Here is an 18,921-nt window from a genome sequence, read left to right on the forward strand (position 1 = left end):
GGGCGAACAATATGCTATTTGATGCTGCCGCTCTTCAGGCTCTTGGCGACGGCGAAGCCATGCTTCTCCAGCCCCGCGACGACCTTGTCGTAGCCTTCGCTCTTCGCCCAGAACATCGGGCCGCCGCGATAGACCGGCCAGCCGTAGCCGTAGATCCACACCACATCGACATCGGACGCGCGCTGCGCCTTGCCCTCCTCCAGGATCAGCGCACCTTCGTTGACCATCGGGTAGAGCGTGCGTTCGACGATCTCCTCGTCGGTGACCTCATGCTGCGGCGTGCCGGTCTTCTCGCGCCATTCGGCGATGATCTCGGCGACCCGCGGGGAGGGCGTCGGATTGCGCTTCTCGTCATAGTCGTAGAAGCCCGCCTGCCGCTTCTGCCCCCAGCGCCCTTCGGCAGCGAGCGCGTCGCGGACGTTCTCGATGCGGTTGGGGTCGCGGTGCCAGCCGATGTCGACGCCGGCGAGGTCGGCCATCTGGAACGGCCCCATCGGCATGCCGAAGGCGACGTGGACGCGATCGATCTGTTCCGGCGTCGCGCCTTCCAGCAGCAGCTTGTTCGCCTCCACCTGGCGCGGCATCAGCATGCGGTTGCCGATGAAGCCATAGGTGACGCCGGCGACCACCGCGACCTTCTTGATCCTTTTCGCGAGTGCCATGACGGTGGCGAGCACGTCGGGCGCCGTCTTGGCGCCGCGCACCACCTCCAGCAGCTTCATGACGTTGGCGGGCGAGAAGAAGTGCATGCCCAGCACGTCTTCGGGCCGCTTGGTGCAGGCGGCGATCTCATCGATATCGAGGTAGGACGTGTTGGAGGCGAGGATCGCCCCCGCCTTGGCGATGCCGTCGAGACGGGAGAAGATTTCCTTCTTCACCTCCATCGTCTCATACACCGCCTCGATCACCAGGTCGCAGTCGGCCAGGTCGTCAAAGTTGAGCGTCGGGGTCAGCGCACCCATCGCCGCGTCGACCTGCTCGGGCTTCATCCGCCCCTTGGCCGCGGTCGCCTCGTAATTCTTGCGGATCACGCCGGTGCCGCGATCAAGCGCCTCCTGCGCCATCTCGACGATCGTCACCGGGATGCCCGCCGACAGGAAGTTCATCGCAATGCCGCCGCCCATCGTACCGGCGCCGATCACGCCGACGCGCCTGATCGGGCGGAGCGGCGTGTCGGCCGGCACGTCGTCGATCTTGGCGGCCTGCCGCTCGGCGAAGAAGATGTGGCGCTGCGCGGCGGACTGCGTCCCCATCATCAGCTTCATGAACTCCTGCCGCTCGAAGGCGATGCCTTGGTTGAACGGCACCTCGGTCGCCTTGACGACGCAGGCGATGTTGGCGGCCGGTGCCTCGAACCCGCGGAAACGGCGACCGTTCGCCTTTTGGAAGGCCTCGACCGCCTGCGGGTCGGCCTTGGCCTCCTTCTCCGAGGCGCGCGGGATCGGCCGCTTCGCCTTCACCTCGCCGGCAAAGGCGATGGCATCCGCCGCCAGGCTGTCTTCGCCGACGATCTTGTCGATCAGGCCGGCCTCCTGCGCCTTCTTGGCGGAGATCGGATCGCCCTTGGCGGTCAGCTCGAGCGCCAGCGCGACGCCGGCGATGCGCGGCAGCCGCTGCGTGCCGCCCGCGCCGGGCAGCAGGCCGAGCTTCACCTCGGGCGTGCCGAGCTTCGCCGAGGGGACCGCCACCCGGTAGTGGCAGCCCAGTGCCACCTCGCAGCCGCCGCCCAGCGCCGTGCCGTGGATCGCCGCGACGACGGGCTTGGTCGAGGCTTCGATCATGTCGACGACGGTCGGCAGCCCGGGCTCCTGCATGGCTTTGCCAAATTCGGTGATGTCGGCGCCGGCGAAGAAGGTGCGGCCGTCGCAGCGGATCACCATCGCCGCGATCGAATCGTCCGCGACGCCCTCGGCCACCGCGGCGGCGAGCCCTTGCCGCACCGCCGCGCCGAGCGCGTTGACCGGCGGATTGTCGGAAATGATGACGAGCACGTCGCCATGGCGTTCGGTACGGATCGGCGAAGTCATCGGAATATTCTCCAAAATCGTCAGCCCGGCGAAGGCTGGGGTCTCATGCGGCAAAGACCCCGGCCTTCGCCGGGGCGACGGTAAGATTCTCAGTCCAGCGCGGCGTAGATCATCGTCTTCAACTCGCGGCGGATCGGATAAAGGCCGGACGGGCTCAGCTGCGTCATGAATACCATGTGCAGCCGCTCGACCGGATCGATGAAGAACGCGGTGGAGAACATCCCGCCCCAATAATATTCGCCCTTCGACCCCGGCATCATCGTCTTCGCCACGTCCTGCGTAACCGCAAAGCCGAGGCCGAAGCCGGTGCCGGCATTCTGCGTCTCGCTGAACAGCGAGCGCGACAGGCTGGACAGGTCGGCGCCACCGGGCAGGTGGTTCATCGTCATCAGTTCGAGCGTCTTGCGGCCGACGAGGCGCGCGCCGTCCAGCGTGCCGCCATTCTCGCACATCCGGCAGAAGCGGTGATAGTCGAGCGCGGTCGAGACGAGCCCGCCGCCGCCCGACAGCAGCTTGGGTCGCCGGCTCCAGGCGCTCGCCGCGCCCGCGTCGTAGATCACGCGCCCCTTGCCCTCGATCAGCGCATAGCAGTCGGTCAGCCGCTCGATCTTGTCCTCGGGCACCTGGAAGAAGGTGTCGTGCATTCCCAGCGGGGAGAAGATCCGCTCGTGGAAGAAGACATCGAGCGTCTGCCCCGACACCCGCTCCACCACCGCGCCGAGCACATCGGTGGCGACCGAGTAGTTCCAGCCCTCACCGGGCGAGAATTCCAGCGGCAGCGTGCCGAGCGCGGCGACGAAGCCGTCGAGGTCGAGGTTGCCGTGCCAGCTCTCCATCTTCGATTCGCGATAGGCGGCATCGACGTTGGACCGGTTCTGGAAGCCATAGGTGAGGCCCGACGTATGCCGCAGCAGGTCGAGCATCCGCATCGGCTCGTTGGTCGGCCGCGTGACGAACGGCACGCCGCCGCCGCCGCCGTTGTAGACGCCCAGCCCCTTGAACTCGGGCAGCACGTGGTGGACCGGCGTGTCCACCGCGACGCGCCCTTCCTCCACCAGCATCATGAAGGCGAGGCTGGTGATCGGCTTGGTCATCGAAGCGATGCGGAACAGCGATCCCTCGTCGACGCTGGCGCCATTCTCCCGCGCCGCACCCTGGTGCGAGAAATGAACGATCTCCCCATCGCGCGCGATCAGCAGCTGCGCGTTGGGCAGCAGCCCCGTGTCGAGGTAGCGCGCCTTCAGAAAGGCATCGACCGCGGCCAGGCGCCGGCCGTCGAAACCCTGGCTCCGCGCATCCATGTCGCTCATCCTCTGCCATACCCCAGCTTCTAACTTATCCGTTCTATTGCCTTGAGCGGAGCGGGAATCAACTATAACCTTTCATCGAAACGCGAAGAATCGTGGTTGCCGTACGACGGCCCGAGAGAGGACAAGGAAATGGCAAGCCAGCCGATCGTAGACCTGCCGCCGTCCTGGCCGGCGATGTCGCTCGACGAGGTACACCGGCTGCTGACCGCACCCGGCGCCAAGTTCGAGATGGCAGAGGCGGTGATCGACGGCGTGCCGACGCGCGTCTGGAAGAACGCGCCGGCGACGATGCGTTTTCTGCTGGAGGCGAGCCGCGCGCACGGCGAGCGGCTGTTCGTCATCCATGAGGACGAGCGCGTTTCCTACGAGGCGCATTACCGCGCCGCCGCCGGACTCGCCGCGCACCTCGTCACGCTGGGGGTGGGGCAGGGGGATCGCGTCGCGCTGGCCATGCGCAACCTGCCCGAATGGCCCGTCGCCTTCTTCGCCGCGGTGGCGATCGGCGCGATCATGGTGCCGCTCAACGCGTGGTGGACCGGAGCGGAGCTGGAATACGGCCTACGCGACTCGGGGGCGCGGGTGCTGATCGTCGATGGCGAACGCCACGCGCGCTTGGCGGAAAGCTATGCCGGGCTGCCGGCGCTGGAGGCGGTGATCGTCGCACGCGCCACCACCCCGCTCGCCGAGGGTATCGCCCGGCTGGAGGACGTGATCGGCACGCCGCACGATTGGCCGACGCTGCCAGACATCGCGCTTCCCGCGGCGGAAGTGGCGCCCGACGACGCGGCGACGATCTTCTACACCAGCGGCACCACCGGCGCGCCGAAGGGGGCGCTGGGCAGTCACCGCAACTTCATGACCAACATCCTGTCGAGCGGCTATACCGCGGCGCGCGCCTATCTGCGCCGTGGCGAGATGCCGCCGGAGCCGACCCCGCGCGTATCGCTGACCGTGATCCCGATGTTCCACGTCACCGCCTGTTCGGCGGGGATGATGGGTTCGATCGCCAGCGGATCGACGATGGTCTTCATGCGCAAATGGGACGCGACCCGCGCGCTCGAGGTGATCGAGCGCGAGCGCGTCAACATGACCGGCGGCGTGCCGACGATCGCCTGGCAGCTGCTCGAACATCCCGATCGGGCGCGCTACGACCTCTCCTCGCTCGACACGATCGCCTATGGCGGCGCGCCCTCGGCACCCGAACTGGTGCGGCGCATCCACCAGGAATTCGGCGCCTTGCCCGGCAACGGCTGGGGGATGACCGAAACCACGGCAACCGTGACGCAGCACGGCGGCGAGGATTATCTTAACCGCCCCGACAGCGCCGGTGCGCCGGTCGGCGTCGCCGATATCGAGATTCGCGGGGAAGACGGCGTCACCGTGCTGCCGCGCGGCTCCATCGGCGAACTCTGGGCGCGCGGACCGATGGTGGTGAAGGGCTATTGGAACAAGCCGGAGGCGAGCGCGGCGACCTTCGTCGGCGGCTGGGTGCGCACCGGCGACCTTGCCCGGATCGACGATGAGGGGTTCCTGTTCATCGCTGATCGCGCCAAGGACATCGTCATTCGCGGCGGCGAGAACATCTATTCAATCGAGGTCGAGAACGTCCTCTACGCGCACCCCTCGGTCACCGACGCGGCATTGGTCGGCCTGCCGCACCGGACGCTGGGCGAAGAACCGGCCGCCGTCGTCCACCTCTGTCCGGGTTGCGAGGCGAGCGAGGCGGAATTGCAAGCGTTCGTCCGCGAACGGCTCGCCGGCTTCAAGGTGCCGGTGGCGATCCGTTTCCTGCCCGAGCCCCTGCCGCGCAACGCCAACGGCAAGATCCTGAAGGGCGAGTTGAAGGCGCTGTTCGCCGATCGCGAGGCGGTCGCCGCCTGACTCCGGAGGCACCGACACGCAGCAATACTTCGCAAGAAGCAGGATGGCGGCGCACGAAAATGCGCTAGAGCATGGTCATGGCCGATGATCCTGCTCCCGCTGTGTCCCCCGCATCGATCACGCCGGAGGAGCAGGTCGCGCTCGGCGCACCCCTGCTGCCGGGCAGCCGCACGGAGATCGGTCGCATCGCCCAGCGGCGCGACCGGCTGCTCGCCGCACTGACGCTGATCGCCGGCATCGGCCTGGTCCTCGGCACGCCCTTCGCCCTGAAATCCGGGGCGGAATTCTTCATGCCGCTCACCGCCGCGCTGGTTATCGCCATCGCGCTGGTGCCGGTGCTGGAATGGCTGGAGCGACGGCGCCTTCCCTCGGCGCTGGCGGCATTGCTGTGCGTTCTCGTCTTCCTCATCATCGCCAACATCGCCATCGCCGCGATCGTGGTGCCGGCGACCGATTTCTTCCAGCTCCTGCCCAGCCGGATCAGCCGCATCCAGCACAACCTCTCACCGCTGCTGGACCTGTATTCGACCCTGGAAAAATCGGTGAACAAGCTGTTCCGGCAGATCGCTTCGACGCCGGTGCGCCAGGCGCAGACCGCGGCGGTCGCGCCGCCCAGCTCGATCCTCGAACTCGCCGCGACCTCGGCACCGACGGTGATCGTGCAGTTCTTCTTCGGTATCCTCATCGTCTTCTTCTTCCTCTCCGGCTGGACAGGCATGCGCAAGAAGACGATCACCCAGCGCTCGAGCTTCGACGGCGCGATGGCGACCGCGCGGGTGATCCAGGACGTCGTTGACGACGTGTCGGCTTATCTCGGCACCATCACGATCATCAACCTGACGCTGGGCGCGGTGGTGGCGGGGACGCTCTGGTTCATCGGCATGCCTTCCCCTCTAATGTGGGGCGGCATCGTCGCGCTGCTCAACTACATCCCCTATTTCGGGCCGATCATCGCCGCCTTCCTGCTGGCGATCGGCGGCATGATGACCTTTACCGACATCTGGGTGGCGATGCTGCCGCCGGCGGTGATGATCGGCTGCCACCTGGTCGAAGCCAATGCGATCACGCCGCTGATCGTCGGCCATCGGCTGACGATCAATCCGCTGATGATCCTCGTCTCGATCAGCTTCTGGGGCTGGGTGTGGGGCACGGCGGGCGCGCTGCTGGCGGTGCCGCTGCTCATCATCATCCAGACCGTGCTGGGCGCCGCGGGCAAGCCGGACATCGCCGGATTCCTGTTCGAACACGGCACGTTGGTGCAGCAGGAGCGGGCACGGCGCAAGCGAAGCGAAGAAGACGGCGATTAGGCCGTTGACACCCCCCGGTGGCTGGCCTAGTGGGCGCGCCTCGACGCTTTCAGCGGGTGTAGCTCAGTTGGTTAGAGCGCCGGCCTGTCACGCCGGAGGTCGCGGGTTCGAGCCCCGTCACTCGCGCCATTCCCCGTCAGGGGCGTGGGAAAGATCATCTCGAAACATGCGGGACCAGCGGGTCCGCCGACCGGGCGGGCAGCGCATCACGCGGGTGTAGCTCAGTTGGTTAGAGCGCCGGCCTGTCACGCCGGAGGTCGCGGGTTCGAGCCCCGTCACTCGCGCCACCGCGCAGCGGAGGAAAATCGCGTAGCGATTTTCCCGCAAGCGCGGCCGGCGGGGCCATGCCCCGTCCGACGACGCGGCTTTGCCGCGGCGCTGATCGCCAGCCGGTCAGCCCTTGCTCCAATCCCGATCAGCGGCGGCCACATCCTCGCCTTACCGCCACCGCCCCGTCTCCATCCACAGCAACAGCGGCTTCAGCGGTGCGATCCACACGATCCCTGCGATCAGGTAGAACGGCGCCTGCACCCACCACGGCCACGTCCCGACGAACGTCGACGCGCTGACGATCGCCATGCACCAGACGGTGATGAGCGTCAGGATGATGAGCATGCCGGCAGGCTTGCGCCAGGATGGCGTCATGGAACGATCCACTCCGATTCGGTAGCGATGGCGTGCAGCGGCACATCCCACGGATCGGGCTGTAACGCATCCACCTGCTGCACCGACCAGGCGATGCCGATCCGCCAGGCATCGGGATGCGCGGCGAAGGCGCGATCGTAATGCCCGGCCCCCTGGCCCAGCCGGTTGCCGGCACGATCGAAGCCGAGCAGTGGCGTCAGGATGACGTTCGGCCGCACTTCCGGCGCATCGGCCGGCGGCTGGCGCAGGTTGAACGGGCCGGTTTCCAGGGCACCGTCGGCCCGGAGGAATCGCAACGGTGCGGCACGGCTGACGACGTGAGGGAGGGCGATGGTGCAGCCGACCCGCCGCGCCGCCGCCTCGAACGGCGCCGGATCGGCCTCGCTGCCGAGCGGCACATAGCTTGCGACGACGATGCCCGGCGCCAGTCGCGCCGCGAAAGCGGCCGGCACGCCGACCGCACCGCTGCGGGCAAAGCTGTCACGGGCAGCCCGCAGGTGGGCACGAAGGACGAGCTTGTCGGTCATCGCTCCGCGTCGCGAGAGGGAAGGGGGCGGGTGGCGGGACCGCCGTGGCCGTGTGCCGAAATATCCACCGACGCCTAGTACGTCAGGTGGGGACCATGTACGTCAGGCCAGGGCCTGGGCAGGGACAGTCCCCGTGGATGATGAATAGCCTCAGGGATAAGTTAAGGCTCGTACCGGGCAGAACCCGCCGCCGACCGATTTAGGGTGCGGCGCGCGCGGTGGCAATGGGCAGATGCGCTGAATGACCGCGCATCGGCAGGTTTCACGCCGCGCCCGAGTCGCGCTCCAGCGCGTCGGCCAACGCCTCCAGCCGGTCCGCGATCCGCGCGAGCGCCGGTTCGCTCACCGCGGCGCCCTGCGGCGGCCGCTGGCGGATCTCGTCGAGATCGTCGGCCAGCATCAGCGCGACGAACAGCATGGCGCGCTCGCCCGGCACGTTGGCGGCGGCCCGCAGCGCCGCGGGCCAGCGTTCGGCCAGCATCCGGCCAAGCTGTTGCAGTCGCGCCTCTTCGCCGTCGCGGCAGGCGACGGTGAACGGACGGTCGCCGATCTGGAGCGTGACATTGGCCATCAGGCGGCCGAGCCGCGTGCGATGACCTCGTCCAGCGCGCTCACCGCCTCGGCCATCCGCGCCTTCAGCGCCGCATGGCGCCGGGCAAGCGCATCGCCGGCCTTGGCGCGGGCGTCGATGGCGGTTTCGATGCGGGCGATGGCGGCGTCGATACGGTCGACGGCGGTGGGCAGGTCGGGCATGTCAGCGACGTAGGCCCGCTGCCCGCGCCGGGCAATATGTCAATCTCCGCCACGGCAACGGACTGGCGCGTGCCGAGCGCGGTTGACAGGAGGGGCCGCCCCCCCGCAAAGGCGTGCCCGCCCGGCGCGGCCCCCACGGCCATCCACGATCGTCGCGCACGCATTCTGACGCGGAGGAGAGCCCCTATGACGGTGAAGGTTGCGATCAACGGCTTTGGACGCATCGGCCGCCTGGTGGCGCGCGCGATCATCGAGCGCAATTCGGCCGACCTGGAGCTGGTCGCGATCAACGACCTCGCCGATGCCAAGTCCAATGCCTGGCTGTTCAGCCGCGACAGCGTCCACGGCAAATATCCCGGCACCGTGACCGCGGAGGGCAACGACCTCGTCATCGACGGCAAGCGCATCCGCGTCACCGCCGAGCGCGATCCCGCCAACCTGCCGCACAAGGATTTGGGCGTCGACCTGGTGCTCGAATGCACCGGCTTCTTCACCGACAAGGCCTCCTGCCAGAAGCATCTCGATGCCGGCGCCAGGAAGGTGCTGATCTCGGCGCCGGGCAAGGGTGTCGATCTCACCGTCGTCTACGGCGTCAACCACGACAAGCTGACCGCGGACCACACCATCGTCTCCAACGCCTCGTGCACCACTAACTGCTTGGCGCCGGTCGCCAAGGTGCTGAACGATGCGATCGGCATCGAACGCGGGCTGATGACCACCGTCCACGCCTATACCAACGACCAGAAGATCCTCGACCAGATCCACCCGGATCTGCGCCGTGCCCGTGCCGCCGCCATGTCGATGATCCCGACCACCACCGGCGCCGCGCGTGCCGTGGGCGAGGTGCTGCCCGAACTGAAGGGCAAGCTCGACGGTTCGGCGATCCGCGTGCCGGTGCCCGACGTCAGCCTCGTCGATCTCACCTTCACCCCCGCTCGCGACACCAGCAAGGACGAGGTCAATGCGATCCTCAAGGCCGCGGCAGAGGATGGTCCGCTAAAGGGCGTGCTGGTCTATTCGGACGAGCCGCTCGTCTCGATCGACCTGATGCACTCGCCGCAATCCTCGACCGTCGACAGCCTCGAAACCGCGGTGATCGACGGCAAACTGGTGCGTGTCGTCAGCTGGTACGACAATGAATGGGGCTTCTCCAACCGCATGGTCGACACCGCGACCGCCATGGCGAAGTTCCTTTAAGGGATGGGCGTGCTGGTCGGCATTGCCCGGCACGCCTTTCCGAAGGCGCCGATGGAGGTCGTCGACGCGGTCGAGGTGACCGTCGACGGCGGCCTGCAGGGTGACTTTCGCGGCGCGGTGAAGCCGGGCGGCCGTGGCAAGCGCCAGGTGACGATGATGGAGCGGCGCGACTGGGATGCGGCGATGGCGGAACTCGGCCACGCGATCCCGTGGCAGGAACGCCGCGTCAACCTGCTGCTCGATGGCGTCGACATCCCGCAGGTGCCGGGCACCCGCGTGCGGATCGGTTCGGTCGAGCTGGAGATCACCGTGGAATGCGATCCGTGCAGCCGCATGGAAACGATCGCGGCTGGACTGAAGGCGGCGTTGACCCCCGATTGGCGCGGCGGCGCCTGTTCGCGGGTGAAGGTGCCCGGCCGTATCGCGATCGGCGACCCGGTGACGGTGATCGACCCTCAATGAAGGAAGATGATGTGACCAAGGCCTTCAAGACGCTGGACGACCTGGGTGAGATCACCGGCAAGCGCGTGCTGGTGCGCGAGGACCTCAACGTCCCCATGGCCGACGGCGCGGTCGCCGACGACACCCGCCTGCGTGCGACCCTGCCGACCGTCACCGAACTCGCCGATCGCGGTGCCATCGTGCTGATCCTCGCGCATTTCGGGCGGCCCAAGGGCATGCCGAACCCCGACATGTCGCTCGCCATGCTGGCCCGGCCTTATGGTCATGTGCTCGGCCGCGAGGTGCGCTTCATCGATTGGGATGGCGCCGAGGACGCGGTCGCCACGCTTCGACCGGGCGACATCGCGATCCTCGAGAACACGCGCTTCTTCGCCGGCGAGGAAAAGAACGAGCCCGCCCTGGCCGAACGCTTCGCCCGCCTCGGCGACATCTACGTCAACGATGCCTTCTCCGCCGCTCACCGTGCCCATGCCTCGACCGAAGGGCTGGCCCGCGTGCTGCCCGCCTATGCGGGGCGGGCGATGGAGGCGGAACTCGACGCGCTGGAGAAGGCGCTGGGCAACCCCGAGCACCCCGTTGCCGCCGTGGTCGGCGGCGCCAAGGTGTCGACCAAGCTCGACGTGTTGAAGCACCTCGTCACCCGCGTGGACCACCTCATCATTGGCGGCGGCATGGCCAACACCTTCCTCGCCGCGCGCGGCGTGAATGTCGGCAAATCGCTATGCGAGCATGACCTAACCGGAACCGCCGAGGAAATCCTCGACGCGGCCGACCGGGCGAACTGCACGGTGCACCTGCCGTACGACGTGGTGGTGGCAAAGGAATTTCGTGCCAATCCGCCGGTGCGCACCGTCAACGTGCACGAAGTCGCCGAGGACGAGATGATCCTCGACGTCGGGCCGAGCGCGGTGGAGGCGCTGGGCGACGTGCTCAAGAATTGCCGTACCCTGGTCTGGAACGGCCCCATGGGAGCGTTCGAGACGCCGCCGTTCGACGTCGCGACGGTCAGCCTCGCGCGCACCGCCGCAGCGCTGACGCAGGATGGCAGCCTGGTGTCGGTGGCCGGCGGCGGCGACACCGTGGCGGCGCTGAACCAGGCCGGAGTCGCCGATCGCTTCACCTTCGTCTCGACCGCGGGCGGTGCCTTCCTCGAATGGATGGAAGGCAAGGACCTGCCGGGCGTCGCGGCGCTGATCGGCTGAGGATCAGGACGGCGCCGCCGGCGGTGGCGCTTCCTTCAGCAGCGGCACGAGTTCGCGGTTGAGATCGTCGAGGTCGAGCGCTGCGGCCTTGGCGTAGCGGATCACGCCGTTGCGATCGATGATATAGTTGGTCGGCACCGCGCTGCCGATCAGGTCGTAACGCCCCTTGATGCGCTTCACCGGCGTGATCGCCAGCGCCGCGAACAGGGGCTTCATCTTGAACAGCGGCACCGAGTCCTCGGTTGTCACCGCGACGACTTGCAGGCCGTGCTGCTTCGTGCGGCGATAATAAGCGTCGAGCAGCGGCAGTTCCGCGCGGCACGGCACGCACCACGTCGCCCAGAAGTTCAGCACGACCACCTGTCCCCGCAGGGCGGACAGCTTGACCTTGCTGCCGTCGAGCAGCGTCAGTTCGAATTCCGGTGCCGGTTTGCCGATCAGCCTGGACGGCGCCGACCCCGTTTGCGTCGCCGCTGATGGCGACGCCGCCAGCAATGTCGCGACGACTGCCGCGCGGATCATGGACATGGTCGTTTTCCCCCGAGACGCACAGAAGCGCGCGCGGCCGCCTGCGTCAATCGCCGGTGTCGAACCGCTTGATCCACTTCGGGTGCGCGGGTATGTTAAACGCGTTAAACAAGTGGAGCCGGCATGCTCGGAGTGCGACTCGACACCGAACTGGAAGAACGGCTCGCAACCGTCGCGCGCACCCAGGGGCGCAGCAAGAGCGACATCGCGCGCGAAGCTGTTCGTCGTTACGTCGATCTGCATGACGAGGCCTATCGGCGTGAAGCGCGCCGCCAGTCGACCCGTGCCTCCGCCCGCGCCTCCACGACGGAAATCGCCTTTTGGCAGGATGCCGCCGCGTGGAAGTGAGCCACGGCGGCATCGTATTGGTCGACGGCCCTGACGGCGCCGCGCCGCGGCCCTGCGTCGTCGTCCAGTCCGACCTGTTCAACGCGACGCACGCGACGATCACCGTCTGCCCAATGACCGGCGTAATGGGCGGCGAGGCCTTGTTCCGCGTCGCGATGTCGCCCCGCGACCACAACGGCCTGACCGCGGAATGCGAGGTCCAGGTCGACCGTATCACCAGCGTGGCGCGCGAGCGGATCACCGCCGTGATCGGCCACGCCAGTCCCACCCGCATGGAACAGATCGACCAGGCGCTCAGGCGCTGGCTGATGCTCTGATCCCGACGTATCCCAAGGAGCCGACCGATGACCACCACCGTCACCCCCGCCGTCAAGGCGATCCTCGACAAATATGAAGCGACCAGCCCCGCGGTGAAGGCGAACCTCGCCCGCATCCTGATGCAGGGCAAGCTGGGCGGCACCGGCAAGCTGGTGATCCTGCCGGTCGACCAAGGTTTCGAACACGGTCCGGCGCGCTCGTTCGCGATCAACCCGGCGGCCTACGATCCGCATTACCATTACCAGATGGCCGTGGATGCCGGCCTGTCGGCCTATGCCGCGCCGCTCGGGCCGCTGGAGGCGGGTGCCGATACCTTCGCCGGCCAGATTCCGACGATCCTCAAGGTCAACAGCTCCAACAGCTGGGCGACCAGCATCGATCAGGCGGTGACCGGCAGCGTCTCCGACGCGCTGCGCCTCGGCTGCGCGGCGATCGGGTTCACCATCTATCCCGGATCCGATCAGATCTTCGAGCAGATGGAAGAGATCCGCGAACTCAGCGAAGAGGCCAAGTCGGTCGGCATCGCCACCGTCATCTGGAGCTATCCGCGGGGCGGCAAGCTCAGCAAGGACGGCGAACTCGCGCTCGACGTCGGCGCCTATGCCGCGCACATGGCGGCGCTGCTCGGGGCGCATATCATCAAGGTGAAGCTGCCGACCGCGCATATCGAACAGGCGGAGGCGCAAAAGGCCTATGAGGGCACCGACTGGTCGAACCAGGCCGATCGCGTCCGCCACGTCGTGCAGTCGAGCTTCGCCGGGCGCCGCATCGTCGTCTTTTCGGGCGGCGCGGCGAAGGGCAGCGACGCGGTGTATCAGGATGCGCGCGACATCCTGGCGGGCGGCGGCAACGGCTCGATCATCGGCCGCAACACCTTCCAGCGCAGCCGCGAGGACGCTCTCGCCATGCTCGCCAAGCTGATCGCCATCTACAAGGGTGAAGAGGCCTGATCGCCTGCCCGACGCGGCGCTGGGGGTAATGATCCCGGCGCCGCGTCGGCGGCTGCCGATGCGAGGTGCGGTCATCATCGGCAGCACGGCGATGATCCTGCCGCTTTCGCTGCCGCGCCGGAGCGGCTAGGCGGCATCGCATGACCGAAGACGATCCGCTTGGCCCCCTTGATCCGCAATTCGCTGCGCAGTTCCGCCGCGACGATCGGCGGCCGCCGTGCCAGTTATACCTGATCTCGCCCCTCGACGTGAGCGGCGGCTTTGCCGAACGGCTGACCCGTGCGCTCGATGCCGGACCGGTCGCCGCCTTCCAGTTCCGCGTCAAGGATGTCGACCAGCATGGCGCGGCGAGGCTCGCCGAACCGTTGCAGCGGATCTGCGCGGATCGCGACGTCGCCTTCATCGTCAACGACAGCATCGCGCTCGCCAAGCGCCTGGGTGCGGACGGTGTCCACCTGGGGCAGGACGACGGCGACCCGCGCGAGGCGCGCGACGCGCTCGGCCCCACGGCGCAGGTCGGCGTGACCTGCCACGACAGCCGCCATCTGGCGATGGAGGCCGGGGAGGCCGGCGCCGATTACGTGGCGTTCGGCGCGTTCTTCCCGACCGGCACGAAGGTCGTGCAGCATCGGCCCGACCCGTCGATCCTGTCGTGGTGGGCCTCGATGTTCGAACTGCCCAGCGTAGCGATCGGCGGCATCACGCCGGAAAATGCCGCTGCCTTGGTGGCGTCGGGGGCCGATTTCCTTGCGGTCAGCGGCGCCGTCTGGAACGGTGACGAGGCCGCTGTCGTGCGTGCTTTCGAGGCTGTGCTGGGTCGGTAGGTCGCGACTTTCCGTCAGCTGAGATCATTCTCGCTGATGACGATCGTTTCCTGATCCGGATCGCGCGCCAGCGCATCGGCGGCCAGCGTCTGTATGCGGGCGCGATTGTGCTGGAAGAGCTGCACTGGCGCGGTCGGCTCGCTGCCGCTCAGTGCCTCCAGCACATCGTAACGGAGCGCGAACTGATATCGTTCGCCGCTCGCTTCGCCAGTGAACTCGATTTGTCGGTCGGCGACATTGTCGAACACGGTGGCGGTATCGATGGTGACGCGGTCTTCGGCCATGCAGGTCAACTCCGTTAGGGTGGATCAGGCGCGGGTGTCGGCCCGTCCGTACAGAAAGGCACCGATGCCGGCGGTCAGTGCCGCCGCACACGCGGCGGTGACGCCGGGGTGCCTGGACGCCGCCGCATAGAGGCTGGTACGCCGGCGCGCCGGGTGCTCGCCCGAATGGACGCGGCCGGTGCCGACGCTTTCGAACAGGTTGCTCGGTTGCGGCTGTTCTTTGGCCGGATCGACGAAGCTCGCCGCGGCCTTCGGCGCGAGGCGTTCGAACAGGGCGGGGAAGTGCGCCGCGAACAATGCCTGCGCACGCCCGGCACCGCCGACGGTCAGGTCGCGCTTGGGGTGCGTGGCGCAGAACAGGATCGCTTCCGCGACCAGCGCCGGATCGTAGACGGGGGGCGGCACCTGCGCCTCGCCGCCGGCATGGTTGGCGGCGTGCTGCGCAATCGGCGTATCGATCCCCGATGGCTTGATGAGCGTGACGGCAATCGGCGCACCCTCCTGCGCCAATTCCATGCGCAGCGCCTCGACATAGGCCTTCACGGCATGCTTGCTGGCGGCATAGGCACCCATCAACGGGCTCGGCATGTCGGACGCGATCGAGGCGACGGTGATGAGCGCGCCGCCCGCCTCCCGCAGATGCGGCACCGCCGCCAGGCAGCCGTGGACGGTCCCGAAATAGTTAGTCTGGAACAGCTGCCGGTGTTCGTCGTCGGGCACGTCGACCAGCTTGCCATAAATGGCCGTGCCGGCGTCGTTGACCCAGGTATCGATCCGGCCGAACCGCTGGCGGGCGTGTGCCGCGGCCGCGCGCACGGCCTCGGCATCGCCGACGTCGGCGGCGAACGCATCGGCGATCCCGCCCGCTGCGGTGATCCCGGCGACGATCTTGCGCAGGCTCGTCTCGTCGCGGGCGATCAGCAGCACCCTCGCGCCGCGCTCCGCCGCCATGCGTGCGGTGGCGAGGCCGATCCCCGAACTGGCACCGGTGATGGCGATCACCTGTTCGGACAGCGGCTTGAGCACGGGTTTCATGGGATAATCTCCGAAGCGCGGCTCCCCAAGCGCTTCAGCGCCGCTGCGGTTCCAGCCGGGTGAAGCCCGCCCGGTTCGGAACTTTGTCGCAGCGCGGCGGTTCGCCGCGCCATGACCGATCCCGAAGCCATCGCCACCGCCGCCAGCAAATATCCGCTGCTGTCGTTTCCGCACATCCAGCTCCACGGCACGGTGGACGACATGATGTACGCCCGCTTCAAGACGCAGCTGGCCGATGCGCCACGCGACGGGCCGCTCGTCGTATCGATCACCACGCTCGGCGGCGACCCGGAGATGGGGCGGGCGATGGGCGACGATATCCGCCTGCTGCGCGATTATACGGGGCGGGAGGCGCTGTTCCTCGGCAAGGTCGCGGTCTATTCCGCCGGCGCGACCTTCATGTCTGCCTTCCCGGTCGAAAAGCGTTTCCTCACCCGTGGCACCCGGCTGATGCTGCACGAGCGCGCCATGACCTCCACGGTCAACCTCTCCGGCCCGCTCACCACGCTGCCGGCCTTGCTGAAGGCCAAGCTGCACGAGATCGAGGAATCGATCCGCATCCAGGAAGAGGGCTTCCGCGACATCGTCCGCGGCTCGTCGGTCACGTTCGACGAGTTGCAGGCCAAGGCTCCGTCCAACTGGTATATCGAAGCCGACGAGGCGCGCGCCCGCGGACTGGTGCTCGACGTCATCTAGGCGCGGGTTCCAAGCGCTACGGGGGGTTGCGTCCACGGTCCGACAGGCATAACCGCAGGCGCAGCATTTGAAGGAGCGTTGCGGCAATGGCCGAGTTCACCCTGCCCAAGAACAGCAAGGTCAAGGCAAAGGGCAAGGTCCACAAAGCGACCGGGGACGCCAAGCGGATCAAGACCTTCAAGGTCTATCGCTACGATCCCGACACCGCCGAAAACCCGCGTTACGACACGTTCGAGATCAACCTCGACGAATGCGGTCCGATGGTGCTCGACGCGCTCATCAAGATGAAGGCGGAGCAGGACAGCTCGCTGACCTTCCGCCGCTCGTGCCGCGAGGGCATCTGCGGGTCGTGCTCGATGAACATCGACGGCCGCAACGGCCTTGCCTGCACGACGGCGATCGAGGACGTGAAGGGCGAGGTGAAGATCACGCCGCTGCCGGCGATGGACGTCATCAAGGACCTCGTCCCCGATTTCACGCACTTCTATGCGCAATACAGCTCGATCAAGCCGTGGATGCAGACGGTCAGCCCGCCGCCCTCGGGCAAGGAGCGGCTCCAGTCGCCCGAGGATCGCGCCAAGCTCGACGGCCTGTACGAGTGCATCCTGTGCGCCTGCTGCTCGACCTCCTGCCCCAGCTATTGGTGGAATGCCGACAAGTTCCTGGGGCCGGCGATCCTGCTCCAGGCCTATCGGTGGCTGGCCGACAGCCGCGACGAGATGACCGGCGAGCGGCTTGACCAGCTGGAGGATCCGTTCCGCCTGTATCGTTGCCACACGATCATGAACTGCGCGAACACCTGCCCCAAGGGTCTGAACCCGGCCAAAGCGATCGCCGAGATCAAGAAGATGGAAGCCGAGCGCATCCTGTAAGCGTGAGCGAGCAGGACGCCCCGGCCACCGCGCCCGCCTTCGTCTACGCGGACGATCCCGACCTGCCCGGCTGGAGCCGGTGGCAGTTCCGCGACGCGACGCGGTATAACGCCTTCCTTGAACCGCTGCATGTCCGGGTCGAGGGCGATATCGCCCGCGTCCGTATGCTGCCGCAGCGCCGGCATTCCAATATGCGCGACCATGTCCATGGCGGTGCCTTGCTCGGCTTCATGGACGTGGCGCTGTTCGCCGCAGCGCGGGGGCTCGACGTGTTGGGGGCAGGGGGCGCGGTGACGCTCGACCTGTCGGCGCAATTCATCGGCGGCGGCACGATCGGCGAGCCGCTGGAGGCGCGGATCGAGCTGCTCCGCGAAACCGGGCGCCTGCTCTTCCTGCGCGGCTTGGTGGTACAGGACGGTGCGCCGACGATCGCCAGCTTCACCGCTACGCTGCGGAAATCGACGCCGCCGGCGCCGCACTGATCTATCCCGTGGTCCTGCGCATGCAGGAACCCAGACCCACGAACGCCGCTGCCCGTGATCCCGGGCTCTGGCGTTCGCAGGAGCATCGTGATGTCCCAAGTCCTCGCAGCCTATGACGCGTTGATCGCCGCGGGCGAACTGCGCCCCGATGCGGAGCAACGCGCCGCCGCGATCCGCCTCGATGCGCTCGCCGTCACGCTGGAGGCCCCGGTGAGGAAAGGCCTCATCGCTCGCCTGACCGGCCGCGGCGCACCGGTTGCGCGCGGCGTCTACATGTTCGGCGACGTCGGCCGAGGCAAGTCGATGCTGATGGACCTCTTCTTCGCCAACGTCGCGGTCGGGAGGAAGCGGCGTGTCCATTTCTCGGAGTTCATGCTGGAGGTCCACGGCCGCATCGCCATCGAACGCCGCAAGGAGGCAGGCGACCCGATCGCCCCCGTCGCCGCCGCGCTCGCCGAGGAAACGCGCCTGCTGGCCTTCGACGAAATGATGGTCACCAACTCCCCCGATGCGATGATCCTCAGCCGGCTGTTCACCGCGCTGCTGGAGGCCGGCGTCACCGTCGTCACCACCTCCAACCGCGCGCCTGCCGATCTGTATCGCAACGGCCTCAACCGCGAGCATTTTCTGCCCTTCATCGCGCTGATCGAGGCGCGGCTGGATGTGGTCACGCTGAACGGCCCGATCGACTATCGTCGTGACCGGCTCGGCCAGCAGAACACTTGGCTGGTGCCCAATGGGCCGGAGGCGACCGCGAACCTGTCGGCCGCCTTCTTCCGCCTCACCGACCATGAGGTGACCGAGCCGATCCCGTCGGAAGACCTCATCGTGCAGGGCCGCACGCTGCACGTCCCCAAGGCGCTGAAGGGCGTCGCTGTCTTCTCGTTCAAGAAGCTGTGCGGCGAGGCGCGGGGGGCGGCCGACTATCTCGCCGTCGCCCGGCGCTTCCACACCGTGATCCTCGTCGGCATCCCGCAGCTCGGGCCGGAAAACCGCAACGAGGCCGCCCGGTTCGTCGCGCTGATCGATGCCTTGTACGAACACAAGGTGAAGCTGCTCGCCGCCGCCGATGCCGAGCCGGACGCGCTCTATCCCGACGGCGACGGCCGCTTCGAGTTCCAGCGCACCGTCAGCCGGCTTGAGGAGATGCGCTCCGACAGGTACCTCGGCGAAGGGCATGGCACGGGCTAATTGCACCTGCGAACCATTATCAAAGAAAGCCGGTCGAGGGAGCGTTTAGCGGTTGCCGGACGCGGAAAAGGGGCGTAGTCGG

General features: G+C 67.6%; 22 protein-coding genes and 2 tRNA genes. 15 read left to right on the plus strand and 9 right to left on the minus strand.

All coding sequences use genetic code 11. The features are described 5' to 3' along the window. Positions 1-14: 14 nt before the first annotated feature. Together AC4GY7_RS00715 and AC4GY7_RS00720 are read right to left on the minus strand one after the other, a co-directional pair. Complete coding sequence (locus AC4GY7_RS00715) at positions 15-2,027, minus strand: 3-hydroxyacyl-CoA dehydrogenase NAD-binding domain-containing protein (protein WP_491111451.1); 2,013 nt, start codon at positions 2,025-2,027, stop codon at positions 15-17. An 89-nt stretch (positions 2,028-2,116) separates the two neighbouring features. Further along, positions 2,117-3,337, minus strand: a complete 1,221-nt coding sequence (locus AC4GY7_RS00720; RefSeq protein WP_491111452.1) for a serine hydrolase domain-containing protein — start codon at positions 3,335-3,337, stop codon at positions 2,117-2,119. 129 nt (positions 3,338-3,466) lie between these two features. Here AC4GY7_RS00720 and AC4GY7_RS00725 point away from each other — a divergent pair, with 129 nt between their 5' ends. The 4 genes from AC4GY7_RS00725 to AC4GY7_RS00740 all read left to right on the plus strand — a co-directional run bounded on the left by AC4GY7_RS00725 (position 3,467) and on the right by AC4GY7_RS00740 (position 6,812). Then, positions 3,467-5,218: a class I adenylate-forming enzyme family protein gene (locus AC4GY7_RS00725; RefSeq protein ID WP_491111454.1), complete on the plus strand. Its 1,752-nt coding sequence runs from the start codon at positions 3,467-3,469 to the stop codon at positions 5,216-5,218. A gap of 77 nt (positions 5,219-5,295) precedes the next feature. Beyond that, positions 5,296-6,525 (plus strand): AI-2E family transporter, encoded by a 1,230-nt coding sequence (locus tag AC4GY7_RS00730; RefSeq protein WP_491111456.1) that lies wholly within the window; start codon positions 5,296-5,298, stop codon positions 6,523-6,525. A gap of 52 nt (positions 6,526-6,577) precedes the next feature. Next, positions 6,578-6,654: transfer RNA gene (locus tag AC4GY7_RS00735), tRNA-Asp, on the plus strand. Positions 6,655-6,735: 81 nt separating this feature from the next. Further along, a tRNA-Asp gene (locus tag AC4GY7_RS00740) sits at positions 6,736-6,812 on the plus strand. Between the two features lie 151 nt (positions 6,813-6,963). Here AC4GY7_RS00740 and AC4GY7_RS00745 read toward each other — a convergent pair. From AC4GY7_RS00745 to AC4GY7_RS00760, 4 genes are all read right to left on the minus strand, one after another. Next, positions 6,964-7,170, minus strand: a complete 207-nt coding sequence (locus AC4GY7_RS00745) for a DUF2842 domain-containing protein (protein WP_491111457.1) — start codon at positions 7,168-7,170, stop codon at positions 6,964-6,966. Further along, positions 7,167-7,697, minus strand: a complete 531-nt coding sequence (locus tag AC4GY7_RS00750) for a 5-formyltetrahydrofolate cyclo-ligase (protein WP_491111459.1) — start codon at positions 7,695-7,697, stop codon at positions 7,167-7,169. The genes AC4GY7_RS00745 and AC4GY7_RS00750 overlap by 4 nt, the downstream gene beginning before the upstream one ends. Before the next feature lie 262 nt (positions 7,698-7,959). Then, positions 7,960-8,268, minus strand: coding sequence for a cell division protein ZapA (locus AC4GY7_RS00755; RefSeq protein WP_491111461.1), 309 nt, complete (start codon positions 8,266-8,268; stop codon positions 7,960-7,962). Then, positions 8,268-8,450, minus strand: a complete 183-nt coding sequence (locus AC4GY7_RS00760; RefSeq protein ID WP_491111462.1) for a hypothetical protein — start codon at positions 8,448-8,450, stop codon at positions 8,268-8,270. Before AC4GY7_RS00760 ends, AC4GY7_RS00755 begins: the two co-directional genes overlap by 1 nt. 186 nt (positions 8,451-8,636) lie before the next feature. Between AC4GY7_RS00760 and gap the strand changes: the two genes are divergently transcribed. Genes gap through AC4GY7_RS00775 form a run of 3 tightly spaced genes read left to right on the plus strand, consistent with a single transcriptional unit; the run spans position 8,637 to position 11,311 of the window. After that, positions 8,637-9,647, plus strand: coding sequence for a type I glyceraldehyde-3-phosphate dehydrogenase (gap, locus tag AC4GY7_RS00765; protein WP_491111464.1), 1,011 nt, complete (start codon positions 8,637-8,639; stop codon positions 9,645-9,647). Between the two features lie 3 nt (positions 9,648-9,650). Further along, on the plus strand, positions 9,651-10,109 hold the full coding sequence (locus AC4GY7_RS00770; protein WP_491111466.1) for an MOSC domain-containing protein: 459 nt from the start codon (positions 9,651-9,653) through the stop codon (positions 10,107-10,109). Between the two features lie 11 nt (positions 10,110-10,120). After that, positions 10,121-11,311, plus strand: a complete 1,191-nt coding sequence (locus tag AC4GY7_RS00775) for a phosphoglycerate kinase (RefSeq protein WP_491111468.1) — start codon at positions 10,121-10,123, stop codon at positions 11,309-11,311. A 3-nt stretch (positions 11,312-11,314) separates the two neighbouring features. Here AC4GY7_RS00775 and AC4GY7_RS00780 read toward each other — a convergent pair whose 3' ends face one another. Continuing rightward, the gene (locus AC4GY7_RS00780; protein ID WP_491111469.1) at positions 11,315-11,839 is read right to left on the minus strand and encodes a TlpA family protein disulfide reductase; all 525 of its coding nucleotides are present in this window, start codon (positions 11,837-11,839) and stop codon (positions 11,315-11,317) included. A 123-nt stretch (positions 11,840-11,962) separates the two neighbouring features. Between AC4GY7_RS00780 and AC4GY7_RS00785 the strand changes: the two genes are divergently transcribed. The 4 genes from AC4GY7_RS00785 to thiE all read left to right on the plus strand — a co-directional run bounded on the left by AC4GY7_RS00785 (position 11,963) and on the right by thiE (position 14,279). Continuing rightward, positions 11,963-12,187 (plus strand): ribbon-helix-helix protein, CopG family, encoded by a 225-nt coding sequence (locus AC4GY7_RS00785; RefSeq protein ID WP_491111471.1) that lies wholly within the window; start codon positions 11,963-11,965, stop codon positions 12,185-12,187. Beyond that, positions 12,178-12,504, plus strand: coding sequence for a type II toxin-antitoxin system PemK/MazF family toxin (locus AC4GY7_RS00790; RefSeq protein WP_491111472.1), 327 nt, complete (start codon positions 12,178-12,180; stop codon positions 12,502-12,504). The genes AC4GY7_RS00785 and AC4GY7_RS00790 overlap by 10 nt, the downstream gene beginning before the upstream one ends. A gap of 27 nt (positions 12,505-12,531) precedes the next feature. Then, positions 12,532-13,455: a class I fructose-bisphosphate aldolase gene (locus AC4GY7_RS00795; RefSeq protein ID WP_491111474.1), complete on the plus strand. Its 924-nt coding sequence runs from the start codon at positions 12,532-12,534 to the stop codon at positions 13,453-13,455. 140 nt (positions 13,456-13,595) lie between these two features. Then, positions 13,596-14,279, plus strand: a complete 684-nt coding sequence (gene thiE, locus AC4GY7_RS00800) for a thiamine phosphate synthase (protein WP_491111476.1) — start codon at positions 13,596-13,598, stop codon at positions 14,277-14,279. A gap of 14 nt (positions 14,280-14,293) precedes the next feature. Here the strand turns inward: thiE and AC4GY7_RS00805 are convergent, their stop codons facing one another. Continuing rightward, positions 14,294-14,563, minus strand: a complete 270-nt coding sequence (locus AC4GY7_RS00805; RefSeq protein WP_491111478.1) for a DUF1488 family protein — start codon at positions 14,561-14,563, stop codon at positions 14,294-14,296. A 24-nt stretch (positions 14,564-14,587) separates the two neighbouring features. Beyond that, positions 14,588-15,598, minus strand: a complete 1,011-nt coding sequence (locus tag AC4GY7_RS00810) for an SDR family oxidoreductase (protein WP_491111479.1) — start codon at positions 15,596-15,598, stop codon at positions 14,588-14,590. Positions 15,599-15,709: 111 nt separating this feature from the next. Here AC4GY7_RS00810 and AC4GY7_RS00815 point away from each other — a divergent pair, with 111 nt between their 5' ends. The 4 genes from AC4GY7_RS00815 (at position 15,710) to zapE (ending at position 18,839) form a co-directional block, all read left to right on the plus strand. Continuing rightward, positions 15,710-16,294 carry an ATP-dependent Clp protease proteolytic subunit gene (locus AC4GY7_RS00815; RefSeq protein WP_491111480.1) on the plus strand — a complete coding sequence of 195 codons (585 nt, stop codon included), beginning with the start codon at positions 15,710-15,712 and terminating at the stop codon, positions 16,292-16,294. Positions 16,295-16,380: 86 nt separating this feature from the next. Beyond that, positions 16,381-17,166, plus strand: coding sequence for a succinate dehydrogenase iron-sulfur subunit (locus tag AC4GY7_RS00820; RefSeq protein ID WP_491111482.1), 786 nt, complete (start codon positions 16,381-16,383; stop codon positions 17,164-17,166). 2 nt (positions 17,167-17,168) lie between these two features. Next, entirely contained in the window at positions 17,169-17,648 is a 480-nt protein-coding gene (locus tag AC4GY7_RS00825; RefSeq protein ID WP_491111484.1) for a PaaI family thioesterase, read from the plus strand. 90 nt (positions 17,649-17,738) lie between these two features. After that, positions 17,739-18,839, plus strand: coding sequence for a cell division protein ZapE (gene zapE, locus AC4GY7_RS00830; protein ID WP_491111485.1), 1,101 nt, complete (start codon positions 17,739-17,741; stop codon positions 18,837-18,839). The last annotated feature ends 82 nt before the right edge of the window (positions 18,840-18,921 follow it).

It is taken from the genome of Sphingomonas sp. SP5 (genome assembly GCF_058313455.1).